This window comes from Streptomyces siamensis (assembly GCF_039543605.1).
Lineage (GTDB): Bacteria > Actinomycetota > Actinomycetes > Streptomycetales > Streptomycetaceae > Streptomyces > Streptomyces siamensis.
The window spans coordinates 35,259-61,784 of sequence record NZ_BAABKB010000044.1; the positions used below are offsets into that span (position 1 = coordinate 35,259).

30 protein-coding genes are annotated in these 26,526 nt (G+C 71.3%); 15 read left to right on the plus strand and 15 right to left on the minus strand.

The features are described 5' to 3' along the window. Positions 1-6: 6 nt before the first annotated feature. Both ABEB03_RS39800 and ABEB03_RS39805 read right to left on the minus strand, forming a co-directional pair. Entirely contained in the window at positions 7-870 is an 864-nt protein-coding gene (locus tag ABEB03_RS39800) for a GNAT family N-acetyltransferase (RefSeq protein ID WP_345657863.1), read from the minus strand. After that, positions 867-1,787: an NADP-dependent oxidoreductase gene (locus tag ABEB03_RS39805; RefSeq protein ID WP_345657864.1), complete on the minus strand. Its 921-nt coding sequence runs from the start codon at positions 1,785-1,787 to the stop codon at positions 867-869. Before ABEB03_RS39805 ends, ABEB03_RS39800 begins: the two co-directional genes overlap by 4 nt. 296 nt (positions 1,788-2,083) lie before the next feature. Between ABEB03_RS39805 and ABEB03_RS39810 the strand changes: the two genes are divergently transcribed. The 9 genes from ABEB03_RS39810 to ABEB03_RS39850 all read left to right on the plus strand — a co-directional run bounded on the left by ABEB03_RS39810 (position 2,084) and on the right by ABEB03_RS39850 (position 8,836). Continuing rightward, positions 2,084-2,689 (plus strand): sulfite oxidase-like oxidoreductase, encoded by a 606-nt coding sequence (locus ABEB03_RS39810; RefSeq protein WP_345657865.1) that lies wholly within the window; start codon positions 2,084-2,086, stop codon positions 2,687-2,689. After that, positions 2,682-3,449 carry a ferredoxin reductase gene (locus ABEB03_RS39815; protein ID WP_345657866.1) on the plus strand — a complete coding sequence of 256 codons (768 nt, stop codon included), beginning with the start codon at positions 2,682-2,684 and terminating at the stop codon, positions 3,447-3,449. Before ABEB03_RS39810 ends, ABEB03_RS39815 begins: the two co-directional genes overlap by 8 nt. Before the next feature lie 339 nt (positions 3,450-3,788). Further along, the gene (locus ABEB03_RS39820) at positions 3,789-4,754 is read left to right on the plus strand and encodes an acetylxylan esterase (protein ID WP_345657867.1); all 966 of its coding nucleotides are present in this window, start codon (positions 3,789-3,791) and stop codon (positions 4,752-4,754) included. An 8-nt stretch (positions 4,755-4,762) separates the two neighbouring features. Further along, on the plus strand, positions 4,763-5,167 hold the full coding sequence (locus ABEB03_RS39825; RefSeq protein ID WP_345657868.1) for a nuclear transport factor 2 family protein: 405 nt from the start codon (positions 4,763-4,765) through the stop codon (positions 5,165-5,167). Positions 5,168-5,375: 208 nt separating this feature from the next. Next, positions 5,376-6,542, plus strand: a complete 1,167-nt coding sequence (locus tag ABEB03_RS39830; RefSeq protein ID WP_345657869.1) for a serine hydrolase domain-containing protein — start codon at positions 5,376-5,378, stop codon at positions 6,540-6,542. Between the two features lie 144 nt (positions 6,543-6,686). Continuing rightward, positions 6,687-7,412 carry a GntR family transcriptional regulator gene (locus ABEB03_RS39835; protein WP_345657871.1) on the plus strand — a complete coding sequence of 242 codons (726 nt, stop codon included), beginning with the start codon at positions 6,687-6,689 and terminating at the stop codon, positions 7,410-7,412. A gap of 186 nt (positions 7,413-7,598) precedes the next feature. After that, positions 7,599-7,736, plus strand: a complete 138-nt coding sequence (locus tag ABEB03_RS39840) for a hypothetical protein (RefSeq protein WP_345657872.1) — start codon at positions 7,599-7,601, stop codon at positions 7,734-7,736. A gap of 25 nt (positions 7,737-7,761) precedes the next feature. Beyond that, positions 7,762-7,923 carry a hypothetical protein gene (locus tag ABEB03_RS39845; protein ID WP_345657873.1) on the plus strand — a complete coding sequence of 54 codons (162 nt, stop codon included), beginning with the start codon at positions 7,762-7,764 and terminating at the stop codon, positions 7,921-7,923. 91 nt (positions 7,924-8,014) lie between these two features. Further along, positions 8,015-8,836, plus strand: coding sequence for an alpha/beta fold hydrolase (locus ABEB03_RS39850; protein WP_345657875.1), 822 nt, complete (start codon positions 8,015-8,017; stop codon positions 8,834-8,836). 153 nt (positions 8,837-8,989) lie between these two features. Here the strand turns inward: ABEB03_RS39850 and ABEB03_RS39855 are convergent, their stop codons facing one another. After that, on the minus strand, positions 8,990-10,438 hold the full coding sequence (locus tag ABEB03_RS39855) for an MFS transporter (RefSeq protein ID WP_345657877.1): 1,449 nt from the start codon (positions 10,436-10,438) through the stop codon (positions 8,990-8,992). Positions 10,439-10,634: 196 nt separating this feature from the next. Continuing rightward, positions 10,635-11,378, minus strand: a complete 744-nt coding sequence (locus ABEB03_RS39860; RefSeq protein WP_345657878.1) for a class I SAM-dependent methyltransferase — start codon at positions 11,376-11,378, stop codon at positions 10,635-10,637. A gap of 417 nt (positions 11,379-11,795) precedes the next feature. Here ABEB03_RS39860 and ABEB03_RS39865 point away from each other — a divergent pair, with 417 nt between their 5' ends. Continuing rightward, the gene (locus ABEB03_RS39865; protein WP_345657879.1) at positions 11,796-12,647 is read left to right on the plus strand and encodes an SCO6745 family protein; all 852 of its coding nucleotides are present in this window, start codon (positions 11,796-11,798) and stop codon (positions 12,645-12,647) included. 144 nt (positions 12,648-12,791) lie between these two features. Here the strand turns inward: ABEB03_RS39865 and ABEB03_RS39870 are convergent, their stop codons facing one another. Beyond that, the gene (locus tag ABEB03_RS39870) at positions 12,792-13,835 is read right to left on the minus strand and encodes a hypothetical protein (RefSeq protein ID WP_345657880.1); all 1,044 of its coding nucleotides are present in this window, start codon (positions 13,833-13,835) and stop codon (positions 12,792-12,794) included. A 108-nt stretch (positions 13,836-13,943) separates the two neighbouring features. Then, positions 13,944-14,273, minus strand: coding sequence for a hypothetical protein (locus ABEB03_RS39875; protein WP_345657881.1), 330 nt, complete (start codon positions 14,271-14,273; stop codon positions 13,944-13,946). 32 nt (positions 14,274-14,305) lie between these two features. Between ABEB03_RS39875 and ABEB03_RS39880 the strand changes: the two genes are divergently transcribed. Further along, positions 14,306-14,512: a hypothetical protein gene (locus tag ABEB03_RS39880; RefSeq protein ID WP_345657882.1), complete on the plus strand. Its 207-nt coding sequence runs from the start codon at positions 14,306-14,308 to the stop codon at positions 14,510-14,512. A 115-nt stretch (positions 14,513-14,627) separates the two neighbouring features. Here ABEB03_RS39880 and ABEB03_RS39885 read toward each other — a convergent pair whose 3' ends face one another. The 4 genes from ABEB03_RS39885 to ABEB03_RS39900 all read right to left on the minus strand — a co-directional run bounded on the left by ABEB03_RS39885 (position 14,628) and on the right by ABEB03_RS39900 (position 18,837). Further along, positions 14,628-15,212 (minus strand): hypothetical protein, encoded by a 585-nt coding sequence (locus tag ABEB03_RS39885; RefSeq protein WP_345657883.1) that lies wholly within the window; start codon positions 15,210-15,212, stop codon positions 14,628-14,630. A gap of 256 nt (positions 15,213-15,468) precedes the next feature. Then, complete coding sequence (locus tag ABEB03_RS39890; protein WP_345657884.1) at positions 15,469-16,944, minus strand: hypothetical protein; 1,476 nt, start codon at positions 16,942-16,944, stop codon at positions 15,469-15,471. A gap of 536 nt (positions 16,945-17,480) precedes the next feature. Continuing rightward, positions 17,481-18,323 carry a hypothetical protein gene (locus ABEB03_RS39895; protein WP_345657885.1) on the minus strand — a complete coding sequence of 281 codons (843 nt, stop codon included), beginning with the start codon at positions 18,321-18,323 and terminating at the stop codon, positions 17,481-17,483. A gap of 265 nt (positions 18,324-18,588) precedes the next feature. Then, positions 18,589-18,837: a hypothetical protein gene (locus ABEB03_RS39900; protein ID WP_345657887.1), complete on the minus strand. Its 249-nt coding sequence runs from the start codon at positions 18,835-18,837 to the stop codon at positions 18,589-18,591. Positions 18,838-18,905: 68 nt separating this feature from the next. Here ABEB03_RS39900 and ABEB03_RS39905 point away from each other — a divergent pair, with 68 nt between their 5' ends. The 4 genes from ABEB03_RS39905 to ABEB03_RS45510 all read left to right on the plus strand — a co-directional run bounded on the left by ABEB03_RS39905 (position 18,906) and on the right by ABEB03_RS45510 (position 22,200). Then, positions 18,906-19,310: a hypothetical protein gene (locus ABEB03_RS39905; RefSeq protein ID WP_345657888.1), complete on the plus strand. Its 405-nt coding sequence runs from the start codon at positions 18,906-18,908 to the stop codon at positions 19,308-19,310. A 157-nt stretch (positions 19,311-19,467) separates the two neighbouring features. Continuing rightward, positions 19,468-21,060 (plus strand): alpha-amylase family glycosyl hydrolase, encoded by a 1,593-nt coding sequence (locus ABEB03_RS39910; RefSeq protein ID WP_345657889.1) that lies wholly within the window; start codon positions 19,468-19,470, stop codon positions 21,058-21,060. A gap of 70 nt (positions 21,061-21,130) precedes the next feature. Then, a complete protein-coding gene (locus ABEB03_RS39915) occupies positions 21,131-21,448 on the plus strand; it encodes a PadR family transcriptional regulator (protein WP_037762607.1) in 318 nt (105 codons plus the stop codon). Beyond that, positions 21,445-22,200, plus strand: coding sequence for a hypothetical protein (locus ABEB03_RS45510; protein ID WP_425589367.1), 756 nt, complete (start codon positions 21,445-21,447; stop codon positions 22,198-22,200). The genes ABEB03_RS39915 and ABEB03_RS45510 overlap by 4 nt, the downstream gene beginning before the upstream one ends. A 19-nt stretch (positions 22,201-22,219) precedes the next feature. Here ABEB03_RS45510 and ABEB03_RS39925 read toward each other — a convergent pair whose 3' ends face one another. The 5 genes from ABEB03_RS39925 to ABEB03_RS39945 form a co-directional block, all read right to left on the minus strand. Beyond that, positions 22,220-22,477 (minus strand): hypothetical protein, encoded by a 258-nt coding sequence (locus ABEB03_RS39925; RefSeq protein ID WP_345657891.1) that lies wholly within the window; start codon positions 22,475-22,477, stop codon positions 22,220-22,222. A gap of 31 nt (positions 22,478-22,508) precedes the next feature. After that, positions 22,509-23,774, minus strand: a complete 1,266-nt coding sequence (locus ABEB03_RS39930) for an RNA polymerase sigma factor (protein ID WP_345657892.1) — start codon at positions 23,772-23,774, stop codon at positions 22,509-22,511. Continuing rightward, entirely contained in the window at positions 23,771-24,112 is a 342-nt protein-coding gene (locus tag ABEB03_RS39935) for a YciI family protein (RefSeq protein ID WP_345657893.1), read from the minus strand. Before ABEB03_RS39935 ends, ABEB03_RS39930 begins: the two co-directional genes overlap by 4 nt. Continuing rightward, positions 24,109-24,846 (minus strand): nuclear transport factor 2 family protein, encoded by a 738-nt coding sequence (locus tag ABEB03_RS39940; protein ID WP_345657894.1) that lies wholly within the window; start codon positions 24,844-24,846, stop codon positions 24,109-24,111. The genes ABEB03_RS39935 and ABEB03_RS39940 overlap by 4 nt, the downstream gene beginning before the upstream one ends. A 188-nt stretch (positions 24,847-25,034) precedes the next feature. After that, positions 25,035-26,294, minus strand: a complete 1,260-nt coding sequence (locus tag ABEB03_RS39945) for a cytochrome P450 family protein (RefSeq protein ID WP_345657895.1) — start codon at positions 26,292-26,294, stop codon at positions 25,035-25,037. Positions 26,295-26,526 lie beyond the last annotated feature (232 nt).

The following is a 26,526-nucleotide window of genomic DNA, read 5'->3' on the forward strand; positions in this document are numbered from 1 at the left end:
GGCGGGTCAGCCGACCCCCACCGGCCGCCCGTCCCCCAGGTGTTCGGGCGCGCGGGCCGCCAGGAAACGCGTGGTGCGGCGCAACCGGAAGCCGAGCGACTCGTAGAGCCGGATGGCGTTGGTGTTGCCCGCCGCGGTGTGCAGGAACGGCGTCTCGCCACGCTCGCGGATGCCGTGCGCGACCGCCAGGATCAGCCGTGTGGCGAGGCCCTCGCCCCGGAAGGCGGGGTCGGTGCACACCGCGCTGATCTCGGTCCAGCCCGGCGGATGGAGCCGCTCCCCCGCCATCGCGATCAGCGCCCCGTCGCGGCGGATCCCCAGATAGGTGCCCAGCTCGACGGTACGCGGCAGGAAGGGGCCAGGGCGGGTACGGGCGACCAGGTCCAGCATCTCGGGCACGTCGGCGTGACCGAGCCGTACGGCTTCGGCGTCCGGTGCCGCCGCGATCCCGTCGTCGACCAGCTGGACGCCGCCGATGTCGAACGTCACCTCCCAGCCGTCCGGGAGCCGCCCCGTGAAGCCCGCCAGCGGGGCTTCGGCTCCGGGACCCGCCAGTGCGGCCAGGTCCGCCCAGTCGTCGGCGTCCGGCTCGTCGGGCAGCGCCAGCCACGGCGACACGTCCACGGGATAGCGCAGGACACGCCCGCGGCGCTCCGCGAAGTGCGCGTGCGGGCCGGTCAGCGAGCCGAGGGCGGGGTTGTCGAGGGGATGCGGGGCGGATGCCGGGGCGCCGGCCGGGTGCGGGGCGGGCAACGGGTCGCCGGCCGGGTACCCGGCGGGTGCCGGGGCGTCCGCCGGGTGCGGGAGCGCGTCGCGGTCGCCGGCCGCGCGCAGCGCGGGCTCGCGGTCCTTCGGGGGGCGTGTGCTCATGCCGACACCTCGATCACGATCTTGCCGCGGGTGTGGCCTTCCTCGATGGCGCGCAGGGCCTCCCCGGCCCGGTCGAGCGGCACGGTGAGGGTGACGAAGGGCCGCAGCCGTCCCTCGACGACGAGCCGCGCCACCTCGTCGAGCACGGTGGCGGTACGGGCCCGTTCCACGGGTGCGCCGCCCAGCCGGGCGACGGTCGCCCGGTCGGCGCCCGTGATCAGCTTGGTGCGGTCCGTCAGCAGCGTCGCCGCGGCCTCCAGGACCTCTCCCCCGACCAGGTCGAAGACGGCGTCCACGCCGCCCGGCGCCGCCGCGCGTACCCGTGCGGCGAGGTCGGGCCCCGATGCGACGTGCGCGGCCCCGAGCGACTCGATCAGGTCCTTCTTGCCCTCGGCGGCCACGCCGACCGCGTGCAGCCCGAAGGCGCGCGCGATCTGCAGGGCCGCCACGCCGACCCCGCCGCCCGCGCCGGTGACGAGTACGGTCGCGCCCGCGGGCAGGGCGAGCTGGCGGAGGCCGTCGTAGGCGGTCGCGGCCGCGACGGGCAGCGTCGCGGCGTCCGGGAACGACACCCCGGCCGGCTTGTGCGCCGTGACGGCGACGGGAAGCAGGGTGTACTCGGCGTATCCGCCCGCCACCGGGCTGCCGAAGACCTCGTCCCCGACGGCGAACCCGGTCACGTCCGGGCCGGTCTCCAGGACGACCCCGGCGACCTCGTTGCCGAACACCACCGGCAGTTCGCGGTCGGCCTCGCCCGGGCGCCGGTAACCCGAGCGCTGCTTCCAGTCGACGGGGTTCACCCCCGCCGCGCGCACCGCGACGAGGACCTGGCCGGGCCCGGGACTCGGACGGTCCCGCTCCACCAGCGCCTCCGTCTCCGGGCCGCCGTATCGCGTGAAGACGTACGCCTTGGGCATCTGCTCCCTCACTCTCCTTCGCTGTCACCGGTCGTGGCGGCCGGACACCGGGCGTAGTTGTACAGGCCACCGGACTCGGCTCCAGCAGCAAGGAAGATCCCGGCGCGGCTATTCCCGGGCCCGCGGAGAGTTCATGCGCCCGCAATGAACGGCGGCCCGCCGTGGCCCGCGGCACCGCACACGGCCGCGTACGGTTGAATGCGTAACCATTGAGCACGTGTCCGCATCGCGCACACGTGCGGACCGATCACGCTCGACCCGCGGGCCGTCCCGGACGGCCTGGAGGCACCAGCCGCATGAATGTCACCCGAGGCTTCACCGGACGTCCGCGCGTCCACAACGCCGGGCTGCCGCCCGGCCAGTACGACGCGGGCGACGACTGGCCCGTACTCTCCGCCGAGGTCACCCCGGACCTGTCCCCCGCCGACTGGAGCTTCCGGATCGACGGCCTGGTGGCCGAGCCTCGCTCGTGGAGCTGGGACGAGGCGCACGCGCTGCCGGCCTCGGCGTACGAGGGCGACATCCACTGCGTGACGAGCTGGTCCAAGTTCGGGGTGCGCTTCGGCGGTGTGTCCCTGGACGCGTTCCTGACGGCCGTGCGCCCGGACCCGGCCGCCACCCACGCGGTCGCGTACGCGCATACCGGGTACACCGCGAACCTTCCGCTCGCCGACCTCACCGGCGGCCGCGCCTGGATCGTCTGGGAGTACGAGGGGCAGCCGCTCCCGGCCGAGCACGGCGGACCCGCGCGGCTGATCGTGCCGCACCTGTACTTCTGGAAGAGCGCCAAGTGGATCGCGGGGCTGCGGATCCTCGACCACGACGAGCCGGGCTTCTGGGAGCAGAACGGCTATCACGCACGCGGCAACCCCTGGGAAGAGCAGCGCTACTCCGGTGACTGAGACGACGACCGTGCCCTTCGTGCCCCCGACGCGCTTCGCCGTGCCCGGCCGCATCGCCGTGAGCGAGAGCGCCGCGACGGCGTGGCAGACGGCCACGCTGACCGAGATCCGCCGGGAGACGGCGCACGCCTCCACGTTCCGGTTCGCCGTGCCGCGCTGGGCGGGGCACCTGCCCGGACAGCATCTGCTGCTGCGCCTGACGGCCGGGGACGGCTACGTGGCCCAGCGCCACTACTCCCTCGCGTCACCGCCCGGCGACGACGGCCACATCGAGCTGACCCTCGATCACGTCGACGGCGGCGAGGTCTCCGGCTGGTTCCACACCGTGGCCGCGCCCGGTGACCGGGTTGAGGTGCGGGGCCCGCTGAGCGGCTTCTTCGCCTGGCCCGGCGACCGGCCCGCGCTGCTGATCGGCGCCGGTTCGGGCGTCGTCCCCCTGATGTCGATGCTGCGGCACCACCGTGCGCGCGGGCTCGACATACCGCTGCGGCTGCTCGTCTCCGCGCGCGGTCCCGAAGAGCTCATCTACGCGGACGAGTTCGGCGCCGAGACCACGCCCGTCTTCACCCGCCGCGCTCCGGAGGGCGTACCGGTGGGCCGGATGACGGCCGCGCATGTGGCCCCGCTCATGGACGAACGGCCGCCAGGTGGCTGGGAGGCCTACGTGTGCGGCTCCAACGCCTTCGCGGAGCACGCCTCGCGGTTGCTGGTGGAGGCGGGCCAGCCGGTGGACCGCATCCGTATCGAGCGGTTCGGCTGAGGCCGACTCGTCCGGGACGGGCGATCGGGCCGGGCCCGCCGTGTCCGGGACAAGCGGTCCGGCAGGGCCCATCACGTCAGGATCGAGCGGTCCGACAGGGCCCGTCACGTCAGGATCGAGCGGTCCGACAGGGCCCGTCACGTCAGGATCGAGCGGTTCGGCCGGCGCCGGGCGCCTCGGCCGCGGCGGGCGGTTCGGCACAGGCCACCGCGTCCGGATCGCTCCGTTCGGCCGGGCCGTCCGCGTGACGCCGGGCGGCGCGCGGCAGGCTCTGGCGGCCCCCTGACGGCACACGTACGGTGTGATCATCCGCACCTTCGATGCCAAAGGTGGTCCTTCATGGCCCTGTTCGACCTCCCTCTCGACGAACTCCGCGGCTATCGCAGCGCGTCCACCGAGCCCGAGGACTTCGACGCCTTCTGGGCCAAGACGCTCCAGGAGACCCGCGAGCACGATCTCGCCGCCCGGTTCGAGCCGTTCGCGACCCCTCTGAAGACCGTCGACACCTACGACGTCACGTTCGCCGGCTTCGGCGGGCACCCGGTCAAGGGCTGGCTGACGGTGCCCGCCGGAGCGGACGCGCCGCTGCCCACGGTCGTCGAGTACATCGGGTACGGCGGCGGACGCGGACTGGCGCACACCCATCTGCTGTGGGCCTCGGCGGGCTTCGCGCACTTCGTGATGGACACGCGCGGCCAGGCCAGTGCGTGGGGCGGCGGCGAGACCCCGGACCCGGTGGGCAGCGCGCCCTCGTTCCCGGGCTTCATGACGCGCGGGGTCGAGGACCCCGAGACCTACTACTACCGGCGGCTGTTCACGGACGCGGTGCGCGCCGTGGAGGCGGCGCGCACCCACCCGCTGGTCGACGCGGCCCGCACCGCGGCCCTCGGCGGCAGCCAGGGCGGCGGCATCACCATCGCGGTGGGCGGCCTGGTGCCGGATCTGGCCGCGATCGCGCCCGACGTGCCGTTCCTGTGCGACTTCCCGCGCGCCACCGTGCTCACCGACCGCGCTCCCTACCGCGAGATCGGCAACTACCTCAAGACCCACCGTGGCCGAACCGATCAGGTGCTGCGCACGCTCTCGTACTTCGACGGAGTGCACTTCGCCGCGCGCGGACGGGCACCCGCCCTGTTCTCGGCGGCGCTGGAGGACCAGACCTGCCCGCCGTCGACGGTCTTCGCGGCGTACAACGCCTGGGCGCACGAGGAGAAGAAGATCGAGGTGTACGACTTCAACGACCACGAGGGCGGCGGCCCCTACCAGCAGGCGGCCCAGTTGCACTGGCTGCCCGCGCACGTCTGAGCGCCGCGATGGACACGGGGCGGGCGGCGCGGCACTTCGTCCGGGTGTGGGAGCGGGCCTGGGCGGACCACGACGTCGAAGCGATCCTGGAGTTGTACGCGGCGGACTGCGTCCACCGGTCGATGCCCTTCCGCGAACCGCACCGGGGGCGGGACGAACTCGCCGCGTACGTACGGTGGTCCTTCGCGGCCGAGCACACGATCGACGTTCGGTTCTCCGAACCAGTCGTCGGGCAGGACGGTCTCGCGGTGGCCGAGTTCCGCGTCCTGGCCGAGGAGGACGGACAGCCGACGACGCTGGCGGGCTGCGTGTTCGTCCGCTTCGGCGCGGACGGGCTGGCCGTGGAGACCCGTGACTACTGGCACACGCTGGAGGGCCATCAGGAACCGGCCGGTTCGCGCTTCCTGACCTAGGGGGTGTCGTCGGGGTGCCGTCCGGCGCCGCCCGGGCGCGCGGGACCCGGCCCGGGAGTACCTGGCGGGGCGCCGGGCCGGTCCGCCCGGGCGCCCGCCCTCCGGGGTGGATCCGGCCACCGCACTTCCCTCCAGTCCGACCAGTCGGTACGTTCAGGCGGACCCGGGGTTCGTCCGGGGACGCCCGCGTCCGCACGACGGAGGTCCCATGTCCCAGCACCCGTCCGACGTCCAAGGCCACTGCGACGAGCGTTTCGCGGCGGTGCGCACCGCGTTCGAGGAGAACTTCCGGGACCGCGAGGAGCTGGGAGCGGCGGTGGCGGTCACGCTGCACGGGGAGACGGTGGTTGACCTGTGGGGCGGCTGGGCCGACGCCGCGCGCACCCGTCCCTGGGAACGGGACACCCTGGTGAACGTGTGGTCGACGTCGAAGGGGCCGACGGCCCTGTGCGCCCATATCCTGGCCGACCGGGGGCTGCTCGACTTCGACGCCCCCGTGGCCGAGTACTGGCCGGAGTTCGCGGCGGCCGGCAAGGAGAACGTCCTCGTACGGCATCTACTGTCGCACCGGGCGGGACTGTCCGGACTGCGTGAGCCGCACTCGTTCGCCCAGCTGTGCGACTGGGAGTTGACCGTGCAGCGGCTGGCCGCCCAGGAGCCCTGGTGGGAGCCGGGAACGCGGTCCGGCTATCACGCGCTCACCTTCGGCCATCTCGTCGGCGAGGTGGTGAGGCGGGTCTCGGGGCTGCTGCCGGGCGCGTTCCTGGAGCACGAGGTGACCGGCCCGCTCGGCATCGACTTCACCATCGGGCTGCCGGAGAAGGACGCGGAGCGGGCGGCCGAGCTGGTGCATCCGCCGGCCGCGACGACCAGCGAACAGGCCGCCGTCTTCGCCCAGTTGGCGCCCGCCGCGCTCGCCGCGCTGGCCAATCCGGCGGTCGGCGCCGGGGAGGCCAACACGGCCCGCTGGCGGGCGGCCGAGATCCCCGCGGCCAACGGCCACGGGACGGCGCGCGCGGTGGCCGCGCTGTACGGGATCTTCGCCGGCCGGGGTACGTACGGCTCCCGGAAGCTGCTGTCACCGGAGGCCGCCGAGCGGGTACGCGAGGGACAGGGCAGCTGCCGCGATCTCGTCCTGGGCGCCGGGTTCGAGAGCGAGACCGAGATCGGGCTCGGGCTGTGGCTGAGCGGGGCCAACGGCTCGTACGGGCCCAACCCGAGGGCTTTCGGTCATGACGGGTTCGGCGGCTCGTGCGGTCTCGCCGACCCGGAGGCGGGGGTGTCCCTGGGGTACGTCATGAACCGCATGGGCCCGCACATCGCCGACGACCCACGGAAGACGGCGCTCGTCGACGCGCTGTACAGCTCGCTCTGAGGGGGTCCGCGCCCGCCGTGGCGCGCGGACTGAAATCGGCCGAACTGCCCGACCGCTCTTTCCTGGTGGTTTAGACCAATGCTAGATGTGGTGGCGCAATGAGCCCGCACGGCTACGCCTTGTCACCATCCAGGAGGCGCGGACATGGCCCGCACCACCCAGTCATCCGACCACGAGCCGCTCTACGCACGGATCGCCACGCAGTTGCTCGGCGAGCTGCGCGACGGAACCGTGGCACCCGGTGAACGTCTCCCGGCAGAAAGGGAGTTGGCCGCACGATTCGGCGTGAGCCGCGAGACGGTTCGGCAGGCGCTGCAACTGCTGCGGCGCGAGGGCACGGTCTCCACCGACCGGCGCGGCAGCCACGCCACGCTGCCCGGCACCGCCGCCGAGCACGTCCCCTCCCTGGACTTCCCGGTCGGGGCGCTCAGCCCCGAACCACCCACGCTCCAGCGGACCACCGTGACCTGGGAGACACCCCCGCCGGAACACGCGGAGGCCCTCGGTCTCGCTCCGCGCCGGCCGACCCTGGTCCACCGCTACGAGTCGACCGCGGCGGACGGCACGGGGCTGCGGACGGCCGTGACGTCCTTCTCCGCGGTGGCGGTCACCGAGGTCGAGGAGCTGGCCCGCTACCGGGACCGCGCCGACGGCACCGCGTCGGCACAGCTGCGCAGGGCCTACGACTGGATGCGCAAGGCGGGGCTGACCCTGCACCACCGGGACGCGATCACCCGCCTCCCCGAGTCGGTCAGGGTCACCCGGCGCGTCCACGACCAGTACGACCGCCCCCTGGAGATCACCGACCTCGTCGTCGACGCCCGGCAGGACGCCCTGGTGTACGAGTTCACGCTCCCGGCGGCCGGCTGACCGCGCCGGGACGCCGGCCGGGCGACGCACGGAGGGCCGTCCTCCGCCAGGCCCCCGTCCCGGCGCGGAACCCGAGGACATGGGTGGCGGCGGCCGGGGCCGCGACCTGGTCGGATCGGTGTCCGGTACACGATGACAGTCACGTGACCGATCCCAGGAGCGCCGATCACGTCTAGCGTCGACGACGTGACCACCAACGACGTGCAACGGATCGACCGGGCCGACGCCGCGGACCGCCTTCCGGTCGGCTTCCCGGCGTCGGCCACCGCCTCGGCGGCCTCCTCCGGTCCGGTGCCGAGAACCCCGACGGCGGCCCGCGACTGATCGTCCCGGGCCTGAGGACCACGTGGTGCGTGGCCCCATCGCCCGTCGCTCACGCAAGAAACAGCCGCACAGCCCCTGCGCCACCGAGATCACCCAGATCAAGGACCGGGGACATGCGCTGACCATCGACCACGGCCGGCCGGAAGCAGCCGACACGGCGCCGGACTTCGTCCGCCGCTCCGTGTGACCGGCTGCGCGCGACCACCGGCCGTACGGCGCCCGCACGCCACGTCGCACCACCACGCGCACATCGCTTCACCATTCGAAAGGGAACACCCATGAGTACGTTCACGACGTCCGACGGCACCGACATCTTCTACAAGGACTGGGGCAGCGGGCAGCCCGTCGTCTTCAGCCACGGCTGGCCGCTGAACGCGGACGCCTGGGACGGTCAGATGCGGCTCGTCGCGGAGAACGGCTTCCGCGCCGTCGCCCACGACCGCCGCGGGCACGGCCGCTCCGCGCAGCCGTGGCAGGGCAACCACATGGACCAGTACGCCGACGACCTGGCCGAACTGATCGAGAAGCTGGACCTCACCGACGTGATCCTGGTGGGGCACTCGACCGGCGGCGGCGAGGTCGCCCGCTACATCGGCCGGCACGGCAGCGCGCGGGTGGCCAAGGCGGTGCTGCTGGGTGCCGTTCCGCCGCTGATGCTGAAGACGGACGCGAACCCGGAGGGCACTCCGCTCGACGCCTTCGACGGGATCAGGGCCGGTGTGGCGGCGGACCGTTCGCAGTTCTACCAAGAGCTGAGCGTGCCGTTCTTCGGCGCCAACCGTGAGGGTTCGGCCGTGTCGCAGGGCAAGCGCGACGAGTTCTGGCTGCAGGGCATGCAGGCCGGTCTGAAGGCGGCGTACGACTGCATCCGGCAGTTCTCCGAGACCGACTTCACCGAGGACCTGGCCCGCATCGACGTGCCGACGCTGGTCGCGCACGGCGACGACGACCAGATCGTGCCGATCGCGGCCGCCGCGCTGAAGACGGCCGAGCTGGTCAAGGACGCGACGCTCAAGGTGTACCCGGGCGCGCCGCACGGTCTGGTGGGCGAGTTCGAGCAGGCCTTCAATGCCGACCTGCTGGAATTCATCCGCGGCTGACCGGACACGCGCCGCTCTGACGGCGGCGCCACCGAGCCCGGCCTTCCGTACGGCAGGCCGGGTTCCCGGATCGGATGCGTCGGGCCCGGGTCCCCGGTTCGTTCCGGGGGCCCGGGCCCGCGCGGGTGGCGGCGCCGCGGCGGGGCGTATCCCTCAGCCGTTGCGGGCGGGTGTGGTGCGCCGCGTCCACGCCGAGAGGGCGAGCGCGACGGCCGCTCCGGCCAGGAGCACCGCCACGACGACCCACACGGTGGAGCCGACAGCGTCGGTGAAGGCGGCACGCGGATCGCGGACCTGGGTGACCCGGTCCTCGAAACGCGAGGTCATGAGTGTGCCGAGGACACTGGTGCCGAGGACGGCGCCGATCTGGCGGGCCGCGTTCACCGTGCCGCCCGCCTCGCCCTCGCGTCCGCGCGGCACATGGCCGACCGCGAGCGCGGTGGACGGCGCGTTGGCGAGGCCGCTGCCCAGTCCGAACAGGACGAATGCGGCGACGTATCCGGTGAACGAGGTGCCGGGTCCGACCTGCGCGAAGAGCGCGGCTCCGACGGCCGCGAACAGCAGCCCCGCGCTGATCAGGGTGCGCGGCCCCAGACGCCGTACGAGCACGCCCGCGAGGACGGACGCGGCGATGAACGTGCCGAACTGTGCGAGGAGTTGGGCACCGACCTCCAGGGCGCTCAGTCCCCGGACCCGCTGCAGCCACAGCACCTCGAGGAGCGAGAGGCCGACGAAGGCGAACAGCACGATCGCGGCGAGCACCAGCGAGGCGCCGTAGGAGGGGTCGCGCAGCAGCCGCAGGTCGACCATGGGCGCCGCGCGCCGCAGTTCGATCAGGACGAACGCGGCGAGCAGCGCGACCGAGGCGGCGACGGCCGCGATCGCGCGCGGCGAGCCGTAACCGTGGTGTCCGCCGTCGATGAGCCAGAAGACCATCAGTCCCAGCCCGGCCATGGCCGTCACCTGGCCCGGCCAGTCCAGGCGCTGGGACGGGTTCCGGGACTCCGGGACGAACCGCAGGGCGACGACGACGGCGAGGACGGCGACCGCCGCGTTCAGCCAGAACGCGCTGTGCCACGTCCACCAGCGCAGGGCGAGGCCGGCCGTGACGGGGCCGATCGCCAGACCGAGGCCCGAGGTGGCGGCCCAGGCGGCGATCGCGCCCGCCCGGCGCTTGGGGTCGGGGACCGCGTGGGTGACTAGCGCGAGCGAGCTGGGCGTGATGAGGGCGCCGCCCAGGCCCGCGACCGCCTGCCCGGCGAGCACGGTGGCCAGGTTGCCTGCGAGGACCAGGACGACTCCGCCGACCGCCATGGTGACGGCCCCGGCGAGGAAGACGCTCCGCCGGCCCCACCGGTCGGCGAGCGCTCCGGCTCCCAGCACACAGGCGGCCACCACGAGCGTGTACGTGCTGGGCACCCAGACGAGGTCGGCCGGGCCGAGGCCCAGGTCGTCCTGGACCGCGCTGAGGGTGCCGATGGTCTGGGTGGTCTGGAGGAAGACGGTGAACAGGCCGAGGCAGGCGGCGACGAGGACCGGCAGCGGGCTCGCTCCGGGAGCCGTGCGCGGTGCGGTCGCCGCGGCGCGCAGATCAGATGCCATCGTGCACCCCGAAACGGGTGGTCAGCGCGGGTGCGCCGGCGGACAGGGGGATCTTCATCGCGGTTCCTCGCACAGTCGGTCCTGAGGACGGGCATGAGATAGTTAGTTTGAAAAACAGACTTACTGTAGCCCACATGGTTTGGAAAACAAACGCACTCAAGGGCGTGCTTCGGCCACGACAGGCGGACCCGAGGGGTCAAAGGGAGGCCGCGTCCGGTGTCCGGGTCGCCACCACCATGCGGCACCGCGGGCTGCCGTCGGGCCGCGTGCCGAACTCGGGCAGCGCCTGAAGCTCCACGTCGAAACCGGCCGAAACCAGCTCCCGCCGCACCTCACCCAGGCGGAAGGACCGGTAGTACATGACGAACGGCGGGCGCCACACGGCGTTGCGCACCCGCATCACCGCGTCGAAGCCCAGCAGGGCCCAGAACCAGGGCGAGCTCGGGCGGGGCGGAGCCGTGACGGGGAACGCGAACCGCCCACCCGGCCGCAAGACCCGGTGCACCCCGGCGAACAGCCCCGGAAGCTCCCGAGGCAGGAAGTGCCCGAACGCCCCGAAGCTCACGACCAGGTCGAACGCGGGACCGAAGGGCAGCGCGCGGGCGTCGCCCCGCACCCAGGCCATGGACGGCGCGGCGCCGGCCCGGTGCCCCGCGCGTCCGACGGCCAGCATCCCCGCGCTGATGTCGATCCCGGTGACCGAGTCCCGGCACAGCCCCCGCAGGACGTCCATGCCCGCACCGGTTCCGCAGCACAGGTCCAGGCCCGCCCGGAACGGCCCCATGGGCCGCAGCGCCCGCCCGACCGCGTCGAGAATCGAGTCCGGCGTCCGGAAGGGCGTGTGGTCGAACTTGGGCGCGAGCAGGTCGTAGCCGTGCTCGACGGAGGACAGGGCCTGGACGGCGAGTTCGCGGAGGCTGGGACCTTGCGGGGTGAACATCGCGTCCAGCTTAGAGGTCGTCCCGGTCGGTGGGGCGCGGATCGGTATCGGCGATGAGTTCCCGAAAGAGGCGGGCCACTGTGGCTCCGGGGGCATCGGTTCCTGGCACGCCACAGGTCATCGACGGGCCGCCTGCGCACAGTCTGTGCCCCTGCGCCGGCCACGACGAACGCATCACCGCCCTGACAGGCTTCCTGCACACCTACAGCCACCACCGCTGCCACACCGCACTCGGCGGCCACCCACCGATCAGCCGCGCATCCGGCGACAGAGCGCGGTAATCCGCTCTCGCATACACAATCGCCCGGACACCGACCCATCTGCACTGCTTCCCTTCGGTCGCCGTCCCTTCGGTCGCCGATGAGTTTCGGTGTGCCGGACGGTCCAAGTCGACACACCTGACAAAGGGAGAACCCAATGGGCACGACGCGCTTGCATCCGACGACTCATATCGCCCGGCGCATGTTCGAGCTCCTGGAGCCGATCTGCCTGGTCACCTACTGCGCCGACGAGTGCAACGAGGAACTGGCCGGACTCGGCCACCGCACCTACTGGGACGGCTACTTCGCCAGCCGCGCCGCACCACTGGGACGGGTGCCGGCCCAAGTCGTGCACGCAGCCTTCTACAACTTCGCCGACGGGGAAGCCGCACGGCACATCCCCAGCGCCTGGGAGACGATCCCGCCCGAGGCCTCCGTCGCCGCGAGGGAGCGGGGCAGCGCGGCCTCCCTACGGCGCATCCTCGGCGACGAGCTGGCCGGCTCCCCGGGCCTGGTGCGCGCCGCGGACCTGACCACCAAGGCCGCGACGAGCGCCCCCGCCGAAGGCCGGGTGATGTACGCCGGCATGCGCACCCTTGAGGTACCCAGCGACCCCGTCGCCCGGCTGTGGCATTCCGCGACCATGCTGCGCGAGCACCGCGGCGACGGGCACATCGCCGCTCTCGTCGGCGCGCGCATCGGCGGTACGGAGGCCCACGTGCTCTCCGCTCTTGACCAGGGCATCCACCCCCCGGAGTCGTTCGGACGCATCCATCACCTGCCGAAAGAGCGCCTGGCCGCGGTCATGGACGGCATGCGCGAACGCGGACTCGTCGACACCCACGGCCACTTCACCGACGCCGGCCGCGCGACCAAACAACGCATCGAAACCGTCACCGACGAACTCGCCACCCCGCCCTACGACGCCCTGTCCCCCGCCGAACTCGACGAACTGATCACCGAGCTCGAACCCATCACCGCGACCCTGGTGGCCACAGGCTCGCAGTGACACGCAGAAACCACGGTGCCGGTGTCGCCGTCACAAACCGCCACATCGATCACGGAGTCGCCGACCACAACCGGCCCCTCGCTCCTGCCCAGCAGGGCGCGTGCCCAGTGGCGTATGCGTCGGCGCGGAGGACGTCCGCAGGGCTCACGGGAGCAGTTCTATGTGCGGATGGTCCGGGGATGCCGGGCAGACGTGGAGTTGGAGGTCGTAGCCGCCGATGATGTCGATCAAGGTGAAGTTGCCGTCCTGGGCGCCCAGGGGAGGCGGGGCCGGGTTCGTCCGTTCCTCCTCGGCGATCCAAGTCCCGCTGCCGCCGTCCCATTCCCAGGAGGCGATGGTGAGGAGCGGCACCTGCTCGGTGCCGCACTCGGGGCAGGGGCGGGGCTTGGGGTCGGTGCGGGGCCAGCTGCTCCAGCCGCCGGTCTTCCAGCCGGGGGCAGTGGACAGGTTGTTCTGGTAGAGCTCGCCCGGGTCGTCCGCGTACGTGTTGTACCGCGCGGGATCGATCGTCTCCCAGCGGCTCATGTCGTCCAACTGCTCCCGGAGCTCCTCGCCCAGCTCCCCGGGGTGGGGGAATTCGGTGACCTGCTCCGGTGAGAACAGGCACGGCTGCGGGAGGTAGCAGTCCCGCTGGACGATGGGCGGCTCGGGCGGTGCGTCGAGGACGTCGGTGACGGTGGCGGAGGAGCGCCAGAAGAGGGCTGTCCGGGGGTGGGCCATCTCGTGGTCGAAGGGGCACCAGAGGACCTGGAGGAGGTCCGCGTCGGGCGGGCACGGGAAGGGGACGTCGCGGGCGTAGAGCTGGGCGACGGGGAGGAGGGGGATCGGACCGTCGAACCACGGGCGGCCCGCGAGCCGTTCCCAGGTCGCCCGTTCCTCGGGAGTCCACTGGGGTGCCTCGGGGTCCAGGCGCAACCGCTCGGCCGCTGCGGCGCGGTCGTGGCGGAGGAGCCGGACATCGTCCGGAGAGTGCACGACTGTCGTCACGCGACTGTCGTGCGGCTCGTCGCAGTACGGCCACGGCTCGCCGGCGGGCCACAGGAGCGGCCCGCCGACAGAGCTGTCGTGCACGGTCGGCGAGCCCGGCCGCGGGTGCAGCCGGGTCGCCGTCCGCGCCAGAGGAGCCAGCTCAGGAAAGAGCGCGGTGATGTCGAACGGCCGCGGTGGGGTACTGAAGATGGCGTTCATGGCGGTGATGCTGCCAGCGACGTCCGACAAGGGGCGTACCGATCTACGTCAGCCGGCACACAGCTCCCCTATGTCAGCAGGCGGACCAGAGGAAGGTGTGCGGCCACGTCAGTACCAGCGGACTTGGCCGGCTGCCCCATGGCCTGTACGGGCGGCGTGGCGGAGAACGCGGAGCGGGCCGTCAAGCAGTTCGTCCGCGTCGTGGGCGGGGTCGTCACCCAAGCCGGTCATCCACGCGTGGATTCGCTCGATCGCGTCACGACGTGGGGTTCCGGTCAGGACGAGAGTCTCCTCGACCGCAGGCAGTTCAGCGCGGACTTGCTCGGCATCGAGAAGGAAGTCCCCGAACCGGCCCGGCAGCCGCAGCGTCGCATCGGGACCCAGCGCGTAAGCCAAAGCGGAGAATGGGTCGGCCTTGCGCGCCGTGACCACGAACAAGCCCTCCCCGATATCGGGGGGGAAACTGATCCATGACCGTGTCACGCAACTTCGCCGCGTGGTCGGAGTCGTCGCGGCAGGCGTCGACGAACGCGCTCAGCCGGAGGGCGTCCTCGTCGGCGCTCCAATCGCCGGGAGAGCTCGTCGCTGTGGTGAACATGGACGCCTGCGCCTTGCGTCGCCACCAAGCCACCTCCCCAGGCTCGTTGCAGCGCACCGGTGTCATCGACGGGTTCTGAACCGAAGCGCTCAGCAAATTCCGTGCCTCTTGGTCAGGCACTGCGCCGACGATCCACACACCTGTGACGCTCAACTCCGCCTCCTTCTGCTCTTCCACCCGAACTCGGTCATGTCTCAGCCGTCGGCATGACGGTCGTCCGTACTGCGAGTCCACAGGGAGAGGTCGCTGCTCGTCGCTATGGCGATCGTTCTGCCGGTGGGGGAGAAGCCGGCTGCGCGGAATGTGGAGTAGTTCGAGTGGAAGATGTGCCACCACTTCTCTCTGTGCGGACCCTCGTGGGGGAGCCCGCCGTCGATTGACAGCAGGATCCGCTCGTTCGGCCAGGCCGGGGTGACGACTTCCAGGGACCAGCCGTCTTCGGTGGTGGTGTGCAGCCCGCCGCCGAAGAGTCCGGCGATGCGTACGCGGCTTCCAGTGACCGGCCCCAGCCCGGGGCAGGAAAGGTCGGCAACTGCGTCGGGGGTGCTGTCCTCGGGATCTGGGTCGCGGTCCCTGGCGATCTTCTCGCCGGTGACGGCGTCGAAGAGACCGTGCCCGTCATGCGAGACGACCATCACCAGATCGTGGCCGGTATCGGGGTCCGTAGCGAAGCCGATACCGAGCAGTCCGCCGACAGGGACGCCGTAGTCGTATTCGAACACGGGCCGCCATGGTTCGGGCGCGGGCACCACAGGGGCCGCGAGAAGCCGGTTCCTCATCGCCCTCTGGTAAGCCGAGAGTTCCGGCTCATGCGCGGACTGCCCGACCGGAAGCGTCTTCTTCGTCCACTTCATCACGGGACCATGATCCACGCCCGGACAAGCCGGCTCGAAGGTGACCTCGGTCCACCGCGCAGGCACATGTTCTAGCGGGCTGTGAACGCTGCTTGTTGATCCACGTCAAGGCGTGTTCACAGACCACCTCCTCGAAAACCCGTGTTTGCACGGGGCCCTTGCGCGGACTGGTCAGCCGGTTTCACAGGCCTGCCAGGGCGAGGAGCTCGTGCATGTGCTCGACCGGCAGGTTCGGGGAACCGGCTGCGACAATCGCCACCCGTTCCGATGGATCGGCCAACAACCGTGTCAGCTCTCGGGGCGGAAGCTTGCGATGGGCCGCGATCACGCGGCGCACCGTGTACTCCGGATCGGCGGCCAAGCGACCGATGAGTTCCATCGGCAGGTCGAGGTCACGCGGGGCCAGCTGCCGCATCCTCGGGTCGGGATCGGTGGCCAAGCGCCGCAGCGCCTCCACCGGGAGGGGGAAATCGTCTGCTGGACGCCACAGGGTCTTCTTCTCCATGCGATAGGTGCGGTCGATGCGTTCGGCGGTGGCGGAGTCGACCCGGTCACGGGCGTGCAGAGCCATCGTCGTGCGGACGCTGCTCTTCTCGTCGTGGAGCAGCCGGGCAACGACCGGATCAGGAAGGCTCTCGGACATGGCGGCCGAGACACGGAAGCAGGTGTAGGGCGAGTGGACGTACGGCAGCGGGTCAGCGGTCACCCACGGCAGACGCATCGTCCGAAGCTCCACGCGCGCCATTTGACTCATGATGAATTGCTGTGCTGACGCATCGTCGTCCAGGACGGGGAGACGGCCGGGCCCGTCCAGCGAGGGTGCGTCGGACAGGATCTGCGCGTGGATCGCGGCACGGGTCGGCGCAGGGGTGTCCTGACGGGCGAAGACGCGGAGCCTGACCCGCGGGCTGGGGTCCTGGGCCAACTTGTCGCGCAGCGGCGGCGGAAGGTCGGGGTGCGCGGCCAGTTCCCGGCGCACCTTGTAGTCCGGGTCATCGGCCAGAAAACGAGCAGTGTCGGCGTCCAGCGTGCAGTGCCGCACCGCCCCCGCGCGCGTGATCGGGTCCGCCAACAACGTCGGCATCAGGTCGGCCGGCGGGACGGGATGGGGAAGCCGTCGGTAGTAGGTCGCGCAGGCAGCTGCGCGTACTGCGTCCTCGGGATCTGTCAACAGGAGCCGACGCACCGCTTCCGGAGCCTGGGTCCAGCATTGGGCAAGTGTCGCCCGGATCTCCGGGTCCGGGTCGGCTGCCAGTCGCACGCGCAGATCTGTCGGCAAGTGGTCTCTCTCCGCCAGGAACTCACGTACGTGCTGGTCAGCGTCGCCCACCAACCGCTCGAACAGCTCCCGCGGTGCGCCGTCCGAGGCGATCACCAAGGCCGCGCGTATATCCGGATCCGGGTGCTCGGTGAGCATCATCCGAAAGGTATGCGGGAGGCTGCGGTTGAGCGCGAGCGCATGGGTGAGCCAATGGTCGTCGAGAGCCATGATCTCGTCGATCATTTCGTCGGTGAGGTCCGGCCGCTTGGCCACGGAGCCAAAACCTTTGCGATGAGCGAAGAGGCGGCGAACGAGCTCAGCCGGAAGCGCCGGGTTTGTCGCGAGTCCCTCGACCACCTTGTCGAGGTGAATCGGCGACGGCATGACGTCGGACACGACGAGCGCCCCTTCTGACTCGGCAAGCTGACTGCCGAGTCTTGCACGGGCGTGCTACTGACCGGCCCTTCATTCTCCAAGGCGTCGCATGGACGCGATCCACACTTCGGTGAACTCGCCCAAGAGATCGTGCAGCCGACGGTTCAGGTGCGCGCTGATGATCCAAGTCAAGCCGCCCTCACGACCTTTCCAGCAGTTTCAAGAGGTCGCCCGGACTGATGGAGCCGCGCCCCTCACCAGCCGAGCTGGGCGTCTCCCAGCACAGTGCTGCCGAGGTGCGCGGCGAGTTTCTCTACCCATGGAAGATCGCCCCATTCATCCACGTGAACGAAGACGGTCCTGGTGGTCGGTCGGCTGAGACAAGTTGACATCGTCGCCGTTGAAGACAACCTCCACGCCGTCGTACTTGGCGACGCCGGGCCAATCCGCCTCGGCGTCGTCCGGCCATCTGCCGCCCCAGCCGACCGAGGCCATCCCCTTCCAGACAGCTCGCACGAACCGCTGCTCCACGGTGCCCGCTTGGAAACTGTGCGCACTCAGACGTTCCGCGTGTGCCACTCGACGGCCAGGTCCATGTCCACGGTGAACGGCATCTCCACCAGTGCGCCCGCGCTGCCAGCGAAAAGGCCGACCCCAGGAAGCCGCACGATTTTCCAGGTCAACTCCACTTCAATCGCCGAGTGCGGCGGCACCGGGGTCGACACGGAGGTCGTCCGGGAAAGCTCAGCCTGCGAAGTCACTGAGTACATCTCTCTGACCTCTTTGGCGAGAGTCCCGCCGAGGTCTGCGAACCCAGCGATTGTCAGTCGCGCTAGACCGCCCTTGATCGTGGCATTGCGGTCCTCGACCGTGACCGTTCGTTCCACGCGCCACCCGAACTCCTCGACACCGGTCACGGTGGTGGAGCTGTCGTTACGCATGACCTTGCGCACAGAGCGCGCGGGAACCTCGATGAGCGCGTTCGCCCTGAGTCGGGTGAAGCGGAACTGAGTCGGAGACAGCGTCTGGGGGGTTGCCGGGACTGGAGGGGAAACGTTCGATGGGACGCCACCTTGCTGCACCCTAGGCAGGCGGAACATGCCTCCCACATCGACTGCGGAAGATGAGGTGGGCGCCGGAGGAAGGTTGTTGTGAATCTCCCAGGTCTCCCGGCAGTAGCCGCAGCGCAAGGTGTCGGGCTCCACGAAGGTCACGTTCGCGCTAGTTGGAGCGAGCCGGACGCGTTCCGTCGCGGTCAGGCCGCTCGCGGTCAATAGGTCGCCCAGGACCACGTGGAGGCCCCCATTGAAGATCGTGCGCAGGGCGTCGAGGATCCGGGCGCCGCATAGCGGGCAACAACCCGAGCTCATGTACCGAGCCATTTCCGAGCTGATGGCCATAAGCCCACACCCCCGATGCGACCCTCCCCCGAGGGCTCACTCCGAGGATACGGAAATCGGCAGTTGCCCGCTCTCGATCCGCCCACCGACTGGCCCTGTCGCTCACGCTCTGAGTCAGGTCGTCTCGCGTCTGCGCTAAAGCCTCAGCTCAGAGCCCCACTCCGTTGTCCTGGTCTTTGTCCAGTACGTCGACGGCCGCCACAGTTCACCGCCGCACGCGCACACCGTCCGACCTGCCCCGTGAACCCACCCGTACGCCCCGGTATCACCACTTGCACAGTTGAACATAGTGCAGGACTTCCAAAGGCAGTTCTGGCTCCAGCGCGGAGTCCTCCGCGGCGGTGATCGCCAAGCTGAACTCCGCGTAGTCATGTGTCTCGGGGTCCATCCGAGGGTGGACGTAGCAGAACTCAGCGTCTGGAAGCACCGTCGCCATCCGCCGCGTGTCCTCGGCAGTGAGCACCTCGGCCATCAGGATCACCTCGTCGTCGTGCTCCTCCAGCAGAGCTTTCAAACGCAGTGCCTGCGTCCATGCCTCGACGGCGTCGCTGGTGCGGAAGCCTGCACCTATATCTCGGCCGTTTGGGCACCGGCCAGACCTTGGTCACCACTCGACGCGGCCTACCCTGGCGCGACCTCGGCGCGCCCCTGCGCCTGGACACCCTGACTCCGGAGGTTTCGGTGAAGGTGTTGCAGGAGATCACCGGACGCCGGGCCGACGGCGACACTGCAGGGCTGACCGAGCTGGCCGAGGAACTCGGCCACCTACACCTGGCGCCTACGGACCACCCTCACACCGCCTGCGGCTGGGTAATCTCGCCAGGACGTTCAGTGCTCTGCGCTTCGCGAAGGCGTTGCCGCTGGTGGCGGGCGCTGGCCGTCAGCGAGGCCGCGCTCGGCCCGGACCACCCTGACACCGTCATCCGCCTGGACAACCTCGATTCGCTGCGCACACTGCTGGAAGACCCGCCGAAAGACGAGCCATAACAAAGACGAGCCATAACAACGTCAATCCGTGCGAAGCACCTGGAAGGGCAGACGCAGAAAGCTACTTTCGCAAGGTGTTGCGATCAACGTCCCACTGGTCCAAATGAAACTGCCCAGGGGCAGCGCGCGCCGGGCGGGCTGATCTAGGGTCGCCGGCATGACTTCGTTCCGTCCCGCCCCCGCATGGCTGGCCGACGCCGTCTTCTACCAGATCTACCCGCAGTCGTTCGCCGACTCGAACGGCGACGGCATCGGCGACTTCGACGGTGTCGCCGAGCGCCTCGACCACCTCGCGTGGCTGGGCGTGAACACCGTGTGGCTCAACCCCTGCTTCGCCTCGCCGTTCCAGGACGCCGGATACGACGTCTCCGACTACCTGAACACCGCCCCCCGATACGGCTCGAACGACGACCTCGCCGAACTGGTCGACACGGCACGCCGCCACGGCATCCGCATCCTGCTGGACCTCGTCGCGGGCCACACCTCCGACGAGCACCCGTGGTTCGAGGCAGCCGCGGACGACCCGGCGGACGACCGGTACATCTGGACACCCGAAGGGCGCCCCGACGGCTTCGTCGCCTCCCCCGGGACCCGGCCGGGTGCCTATCTGCCGAACTTCTTCGCCTGCCAGCCCGCCCTCAACTTCGGCTACGCGCGCGCCGATCCGGCCGAACCCTGGCGCAGTCCGGTGGGCGCCGAGGGTCCCCGCGCCAACCGCGCCGCCCTGCGCGAGATCATGGACCACTGGCTGGGGCTCGGCGTGTCCGGCTTCCGCGTCGACATGGCCGCCTCGCTCGTGAAGGACGATCCGGGCAGGACCGAGACCGCCCGGATCTGGACGGAGCTGCGGCACTGGCTGGACGGCGCGCACCCGGACGCGGCACTGCTGTCCGAGTGGGGCGAGCCGGAGGTGTCGGTGCCCGCGGGCTTCCACACCGACTTCTTCCTCCAGTTCGGCGGGCCCACCGACGGCCTGGCGCTGCGGTCGCTGTGGAGCAACTCCGAGGGCACGGTCAACGAGGCCTGGGACCCGCTCGACTGCTTCTTCGACCCGAGCGGCAAGGGCTCGCCCCGCCCGTTCGTGGAGGCCTGGCACCGGGCGGCCACCACCCTCGACGACAGCGGGTTCATCTCCCTGCCCACCGCCAACCACGACTTCTCCCGCCTCAACTGCGGCCCCCGCACGGCCGATCAGCTGCCCGCGGCCTTCGCCTTCCAACTGACCTGGCCGACCCTGCCGGCGATCTACTACGGCGACGAGATCGGCATGCGCTACATCCCGGGGCTGCCCGACAAGGAGGGCAGCGTGCTCGGCCCCCGCTACAACCGCGCGGGTTCGCGTACCCCGATGCAGTGGGACGACGGCCCGAACGCCGGCTTCTCGTCCGCCCCCGCCGACGCCCTCTACCTCCCGGTCGACCCCTCCCCCGCCCGGCCCACCGTCGCCGCCCAACTCGCCGACGAGACCTCGCTCCTCCATCTGGTGCGCCGCCTCGTGGCCCTCCGCGCCGGCACACCGGACCTCGGCGCCCGGAGCCCGGTGGAAGTCCTCCACCCGGGCTATCCCTTCGTGTACCGACGCGGGGACCACCACCTCGTCGTCATCAACCCGCAGCAGAGCGCGGCCGGTTGCTCCTCGACCCGCGTTCATGGAGCCGAACCCCTGGAATCCTCCGGCGTCCACATCGGCGACGACGGCAGGATCGACGCGCAGGGGTTCGGGTACGGCATCTACCGGCTCGACGGATAGCGGGATCTCGGCGGGGAGCGGTGCGACTGTCGTTCTCGACATACGCCGAGCTGCCTGTTTCACTGGTGATATGGCATCAATTCGCCTGACACGACCGACACTTGAGGTCCTCAAGGTGCTGTTGGCCGCCACGCCGGACGATCCGGCGTGGGGGCTGCGGATCTGCGAGGAGGCCGATCTCGGCTCCGGCACCGTGTATCCCATTCTCGAACGGCTCGTCGACGCCGGCTGGGCGGTCCGCCGGGCCGAGACCGGCGAGCACCCCGGCCGCCCCAAGCGCTACTTCTACGAACTGACCGCCGCGGGCCGGCTCGCCACCCGCGAGGCCCGGGAGCGCAAGCCACGGCTCTTCGGGCTGCGCCCGGCCGGCGACGGAGGTGCGGCATGAGTACGGACCGGCGGGACGACGAGCCCCCCTTCGGCGCCGGCCCCGTCGCGATCGTGGCGGTCCTCGCGCCCGTACTGGCCGGGACGGCAGCCGTCCTCTTTCTGCTGATCGGCTACACCCTGAAGACCGTGAGCCCCGGCTCCACGTTCTCCTCTTTCTTGATCACCAACGGCTGGATCTTCGGAGCCATCACCGCGGCATCCATCCTGATCGCCGCGATCGCCCTCCTGATCACGGCCCTGCGCGCGGGCAGTGAGGGCGCCCAGGAGCCGGGCACCGGGACCGCGTCCGCCGCCCGGCAGCGGCAGAGCCGCAGGGGCAACGGCACCCTGGGGATCGCCTCGTTCGTGGCCGGACGGCGCCGCACCCATCTGCGCGAGGAGTGGGCGGCCGTCCTCGCCGGGGACCCCGAGCACGGGCTTGTGCTGTCCCCGCGCACGAGGATGCGCTATGCCCTCGGCTTCCTGTGGGCGGCCGTCCGGCTGCGCGTCCGGGACCTCGCCTCTCCCATGTGGGTTCCGGTCGACTGGACGCTCGCCGTGGAGTCCCGCACGAACGGCTTCATCGCCGCCGTGGTGGGTTTCCAGGCGGTCTGGATCGTCGGCCACGGGGGCCTTCCGGCCCTCGTCACGGACGTGTGGGAACCCTGTGCGATCGTGGGCGGCGCCCTCTACGTCCTGGTGCGCTGGCTGCGCCGGGTCCGCGGCATCGAGCTCGCCGCGGCGCCGCGGGACGACGCACCCCCCGACTGAACACAGCGGGCGGGACCCGTCAGGCGCGCAGCCGCAGGAACGCGAGCCAGACGTCGGGACCCTCCTGTCCCGGTTCGGCGGAGTCCTCCCGCAGGAAGGGGGCGGGCGTGCCCGGGTAAGTGCGGCGAGCGGGGAGCAGCCGCCCGGCCAGGGCTCTGAGGAAGTGGGGCGCCGTCGCGGTGGCGGCGGACGTGTCGTCGGTGGCGGAAGCGAAGCCGGCCGGAGTAGTACTGGTGGTGGTCGCCGCGGTGGTCATCGGGTCCTCCGTCGTCGTCATCGGGCGCTGTCACCCCACCGACGAACGGCGCCTACGCCGATCGACACTCCGCGAGCCGTTTCGTCAAGAAGCGCCGCTCGGCGTCGTTCTCCACCAGCTCCAGAGCCCGGGCGTAGGCGTGCGCGGCCTCGGCGCGGCGGCCGACGCGACGCAGCAGGTCCGCCCTGGTGGCGGGCAGCAGGTGATAGTCCGCGAGCTCGCCCTGCTCCTCCAGCTCGGCCACCAGGGCGAGCCCCGCTTCGGGTCCCTCGGCCATACCCACGGCCACCGCGCGGTTGAGCCGGACCACGGCAGACGGCACGAACCGCCGCAGCTCGCCGTAGAGCGCCGCAATGTCGGCCCAGTCCGTCTCCTCGGCGGTGGCTGCCGTCGTGTGGCAGGCGGCGACGGCGGCCTGGATCTGGTAGGCGCCCGGACGCCCGCGGCGCAGCGCGGACTCCAGCAGGGCCGCGCCCTCCTCGACCGCCGCCCTGTCCCAGGCCGACCGGTCCTGGTCCTCCAGCGTCACCAGGTCGCCCGCCGCGTCGACGCGTGTGTCCCGCCGCGCGTCGTGCAGCAGCAACAGCGCGAGCAGGCCGAGCACTTCGGGCTCGTCGGGCATCAGCCGGGCCAGTACGCGGGCCAGCCGGATCGCCTCCGCGCACAGGTCCCTGCGCACCAGGTCGTCGCCCGCGCCGGCGACGTAGCCCTCGTTGAAGAGCAGGTAGAGCACGCCGAGGACGCCGGTGATGCGTTCGGGCAGGAGGTGCGCGGGCGGCACACGGTACGGGATACCCGCGTTGCGGATCTTCCGTTTGGCACGGACCAGGCGCTGCGCCATCGTCGCCTCGGGCACGAGGAAGGCGCGGGCGATCTCGGGCGTGGTCAGACCCGCGAGGGTGCGCAGGGTCAGCGCCACCCGGGCCTCGATGGGCAGCGCCGGGTGGCAGCAGGTGAAGATCAGCCGAAGCCGGTCGTCGCCGACTTCGCTCCCGTCCTCGAACTCCGGGTCGCAGGGCCCGTCGTCGCGTGCCAGCACGGCCACCTCCCGCAGCTTCCGTGCCCCGGTCGCCTCCCGGCGCAGCACGTCCAGGGCGCGGTGGCGTGCGGTCGTGGTCAACCAGGCGCCGGGGCGGCGCGGCACGCCGTCGCGCCGCCACCGGTCAAGAGCCTGGGCGAAGGCGTCCTGGGCGCACTCCTCGGCGAGGTCCCAGTCGCCGGTCACCCGGATCAGGGTGGCGACGACCTGGCCCCACTCCTCACGGAAGGCGTCCGCGACCGCCCCCTCGACGTCTCGCGCCCGCGGGTTCGTGCTCACTCCCAGACCGGCCGCACTTCGACCGAGCCGCCGTCCAGCGCGGCAGGGTGCCGGGAGGCGAGCGCGATCGCCTCGTCGAGGTCGGCGACCTCGACGATGTCCAAGCCCGCGACGTACTGCTCGGACCGGGTGAACGGCCCGTCGTCGAGCAGCACTTCGTCGCCCCGGACGCGGACGGTGGTGGCGTCGGCGGGCGGTCGCAGGCGCGCGCCGCTGCATGGGACGCCGTGCCCGCGCACCTCGTCGGCGTAGGCGGTGAAGCGGGGGTCGCGGGCGGTCTCGGCGGGGCCCTGCTCCTCGCCGTCGACGGGCGTGCAGGCGAACAGGACGTACTTCATGGCCGGTCCTGGGTGACCGGGGAGTCGAACGGGACCGAGGTGTGCTGGTGGACGATCTGCCAGCGGTCCCCGGCCGCGCGGTAGCCGGTGGTGACGCGCGCGGTGGTGTCCAGCGTGTCACCGGTGACCAGTTCGGCGCGCATCCGCACGAGGGCGTGGCTGAAGGCGATGCTCTCGTCGACGCGGACCCGGAAGTCGAGCACCTCGCGCTCCACGGGTCCGGCGAGCGTCGAGAACCAGAGTTCCTCGGCCTTGCGCAGGGCGTCGATCCCGTGCTGTTCCAGACCGGACACGGGGTGGAAGATCTCGACGTCCGGGGCGTAGCAGCCCATGGCCCGGTCGAAGTCCCGCTCGCGCGCGGCGGCGGTGAGTTCCGCGTCGAGCCGCCGGATCTCGCCCTCGGCGTCCTCGTCCTCCCAGAACGCGCGTACCTCCATGGCGCCGATCGTCGCCACGGGGTGCCTGGCGGCGGCCTCTACCGCCTCTTCCATGGTGTCGCATTCGAGGATGTCGTATCCGGCGACGTACTCCTTGGTCTCGGCGAACGGACCGTCGGTGCGCAGGACTTCGCCGTCGCGGACGCGTACGGTGACGGCTTCGGCGGGCAGGCTCAGCCGGTGGCCGTGCAGTCGTACGCCGCGCTCGGCGCCCAGTTCCTCCACCCAGGGTTCGACGGGTGCCATGTCGGAGGCGTCGGCGGTGTCGTCGCCGCAGACCAGCAGCATGTACTTCATGGTTCCTCCCGGTGTTCGTGAGCTTCCTGCATCCCACCGACGAACGGGAACGCGCCGCATCGACAACGTCCGCTCGACAATTTTTGCCGACCTCGTGTCGCAGGTGCCGAACTCGTGTCGCGGGCCCCGCGCCGGTCCTCTCGCCCGGGCCGCTTCGGCGGTCCGGGTGGTCACACGGTGTTCGGCGTTCACGCGGTGGTGGAGGGTGGTGCGAGCCGCACCGGCAGCTCTCGCACACTGTTGCCCACGAAGCTCGCGTGACGGGAGAGTTCGTCCTCGCGCACCGCGAGGTCGAGGCGGGGGAAGCGGGCGAACAGCCGCTCCAGGGCGATGGTCGCCTCCATGCGGGCGAGCGGGGCGCCGAGGCAGTAGTGGGCGCCGTGTCCGAGGGAGAGGTGCCGGGCTGCGTCCGCACGTCCGGGACGGGTGACGTCGAACCGGTCGGCGTCCGGTCCGTGCGCGTCGCGGTCGCGCCCGGCGGCCGAGTATCCGGCGAGGACCGGGGTGCCCGCGGGGATCACGGTGCCGTCGAGCGTCATGTCCCGTACGGGGTAGCGGAAGGGGAAGTAGCTGACGGGGGCGTCCCAGCGGAGGGTCTCCTCGACGACGTCGGCCCAGCCCGCTCCGCCGCGTGCCACCAGGTCCAGTTGGTCGCGGTGTCCGCACAACGCCCGTACGGCGTTGGTGATGAGGTTCAGTGTGGTCTCGTGCCCGGCGATGATCATCAGGACGAGGGTGCCGATGAGTTCCTCGTGACCGAGCCGGTTCCCCTCCTCGTCCCGGGCGGCGATGAGTGCGCTGGTGAGGTCGTCGCCCGGCCGCTGAGCGCGGGCCTCGGCCACCGCGGCGAGTACGCCGACCAGTTCCCGGTTCGCGGCCAGGGCCTGCTCGGGTCCGATGTCGGTGGCGACCACCTGGTTGGAGAGGTGGTGCAGCCGGTCCCGGTACTCGGCGTCGACACCGAGCAGTTCGCCGATGACTCCCATGGGCAGCGGCAGCGCGAAGTGCCGGCGCAGATCCGCGACTCCCCCACCGTCGCGGGCCGCGCGCTCCAGGTCGTCGAGCAGTCCCTCCGTCAGCTCCTCGATCCAGGGGCGCATGCGCTCCACGCGGCGAGCGGTGAAGGCCTTGCTGACCAGTGACCGCAGCCGCCGGTGGTCGTCGCCGTCGGCCGTCGTCATCCCCCGCACGGTGGCGAAGGTCGTCAGCGGCCACCCGGGGGTGATGCGGCCTTCACGCAGTGCCGTGAAGTGCCGGGCTCCCTTGGCGACGTCGGGGTGTGCGAGGAACTCCTTGAGCGCGTCGTGCCCGAGCACCGCCATGCCCTCCACGTCTCCCGGCAGCACGACCGGCGCGACGCCGCCCCGCGCGAGGAGCCGCGCGTTGTCGACGTGCGGGCAGCCGCCCGCGGGATCCAGGCGATGGGGCGTGCCGGACGAGGTGTCCACCGGATTCTCCTTGTGAGACGTCGAGTTGGAGGCGGTTCGGTGCCGCCGGGGCGGCACGGTTCTCGATTCTGCCTGCTCACCGGCTCACTCCGAGGAGGCCCCGGCCTTCAGGCCGGGGCGGAACCGAACTCCTGCCGAGCAAGGCAGGGACAGCAGGATCGCCGCCGGGGTGATCTGGCGTCCAGCCCGCGACGCGGTGCGGCAGCCCGTAATGATCAAGAAGTCTCAACTG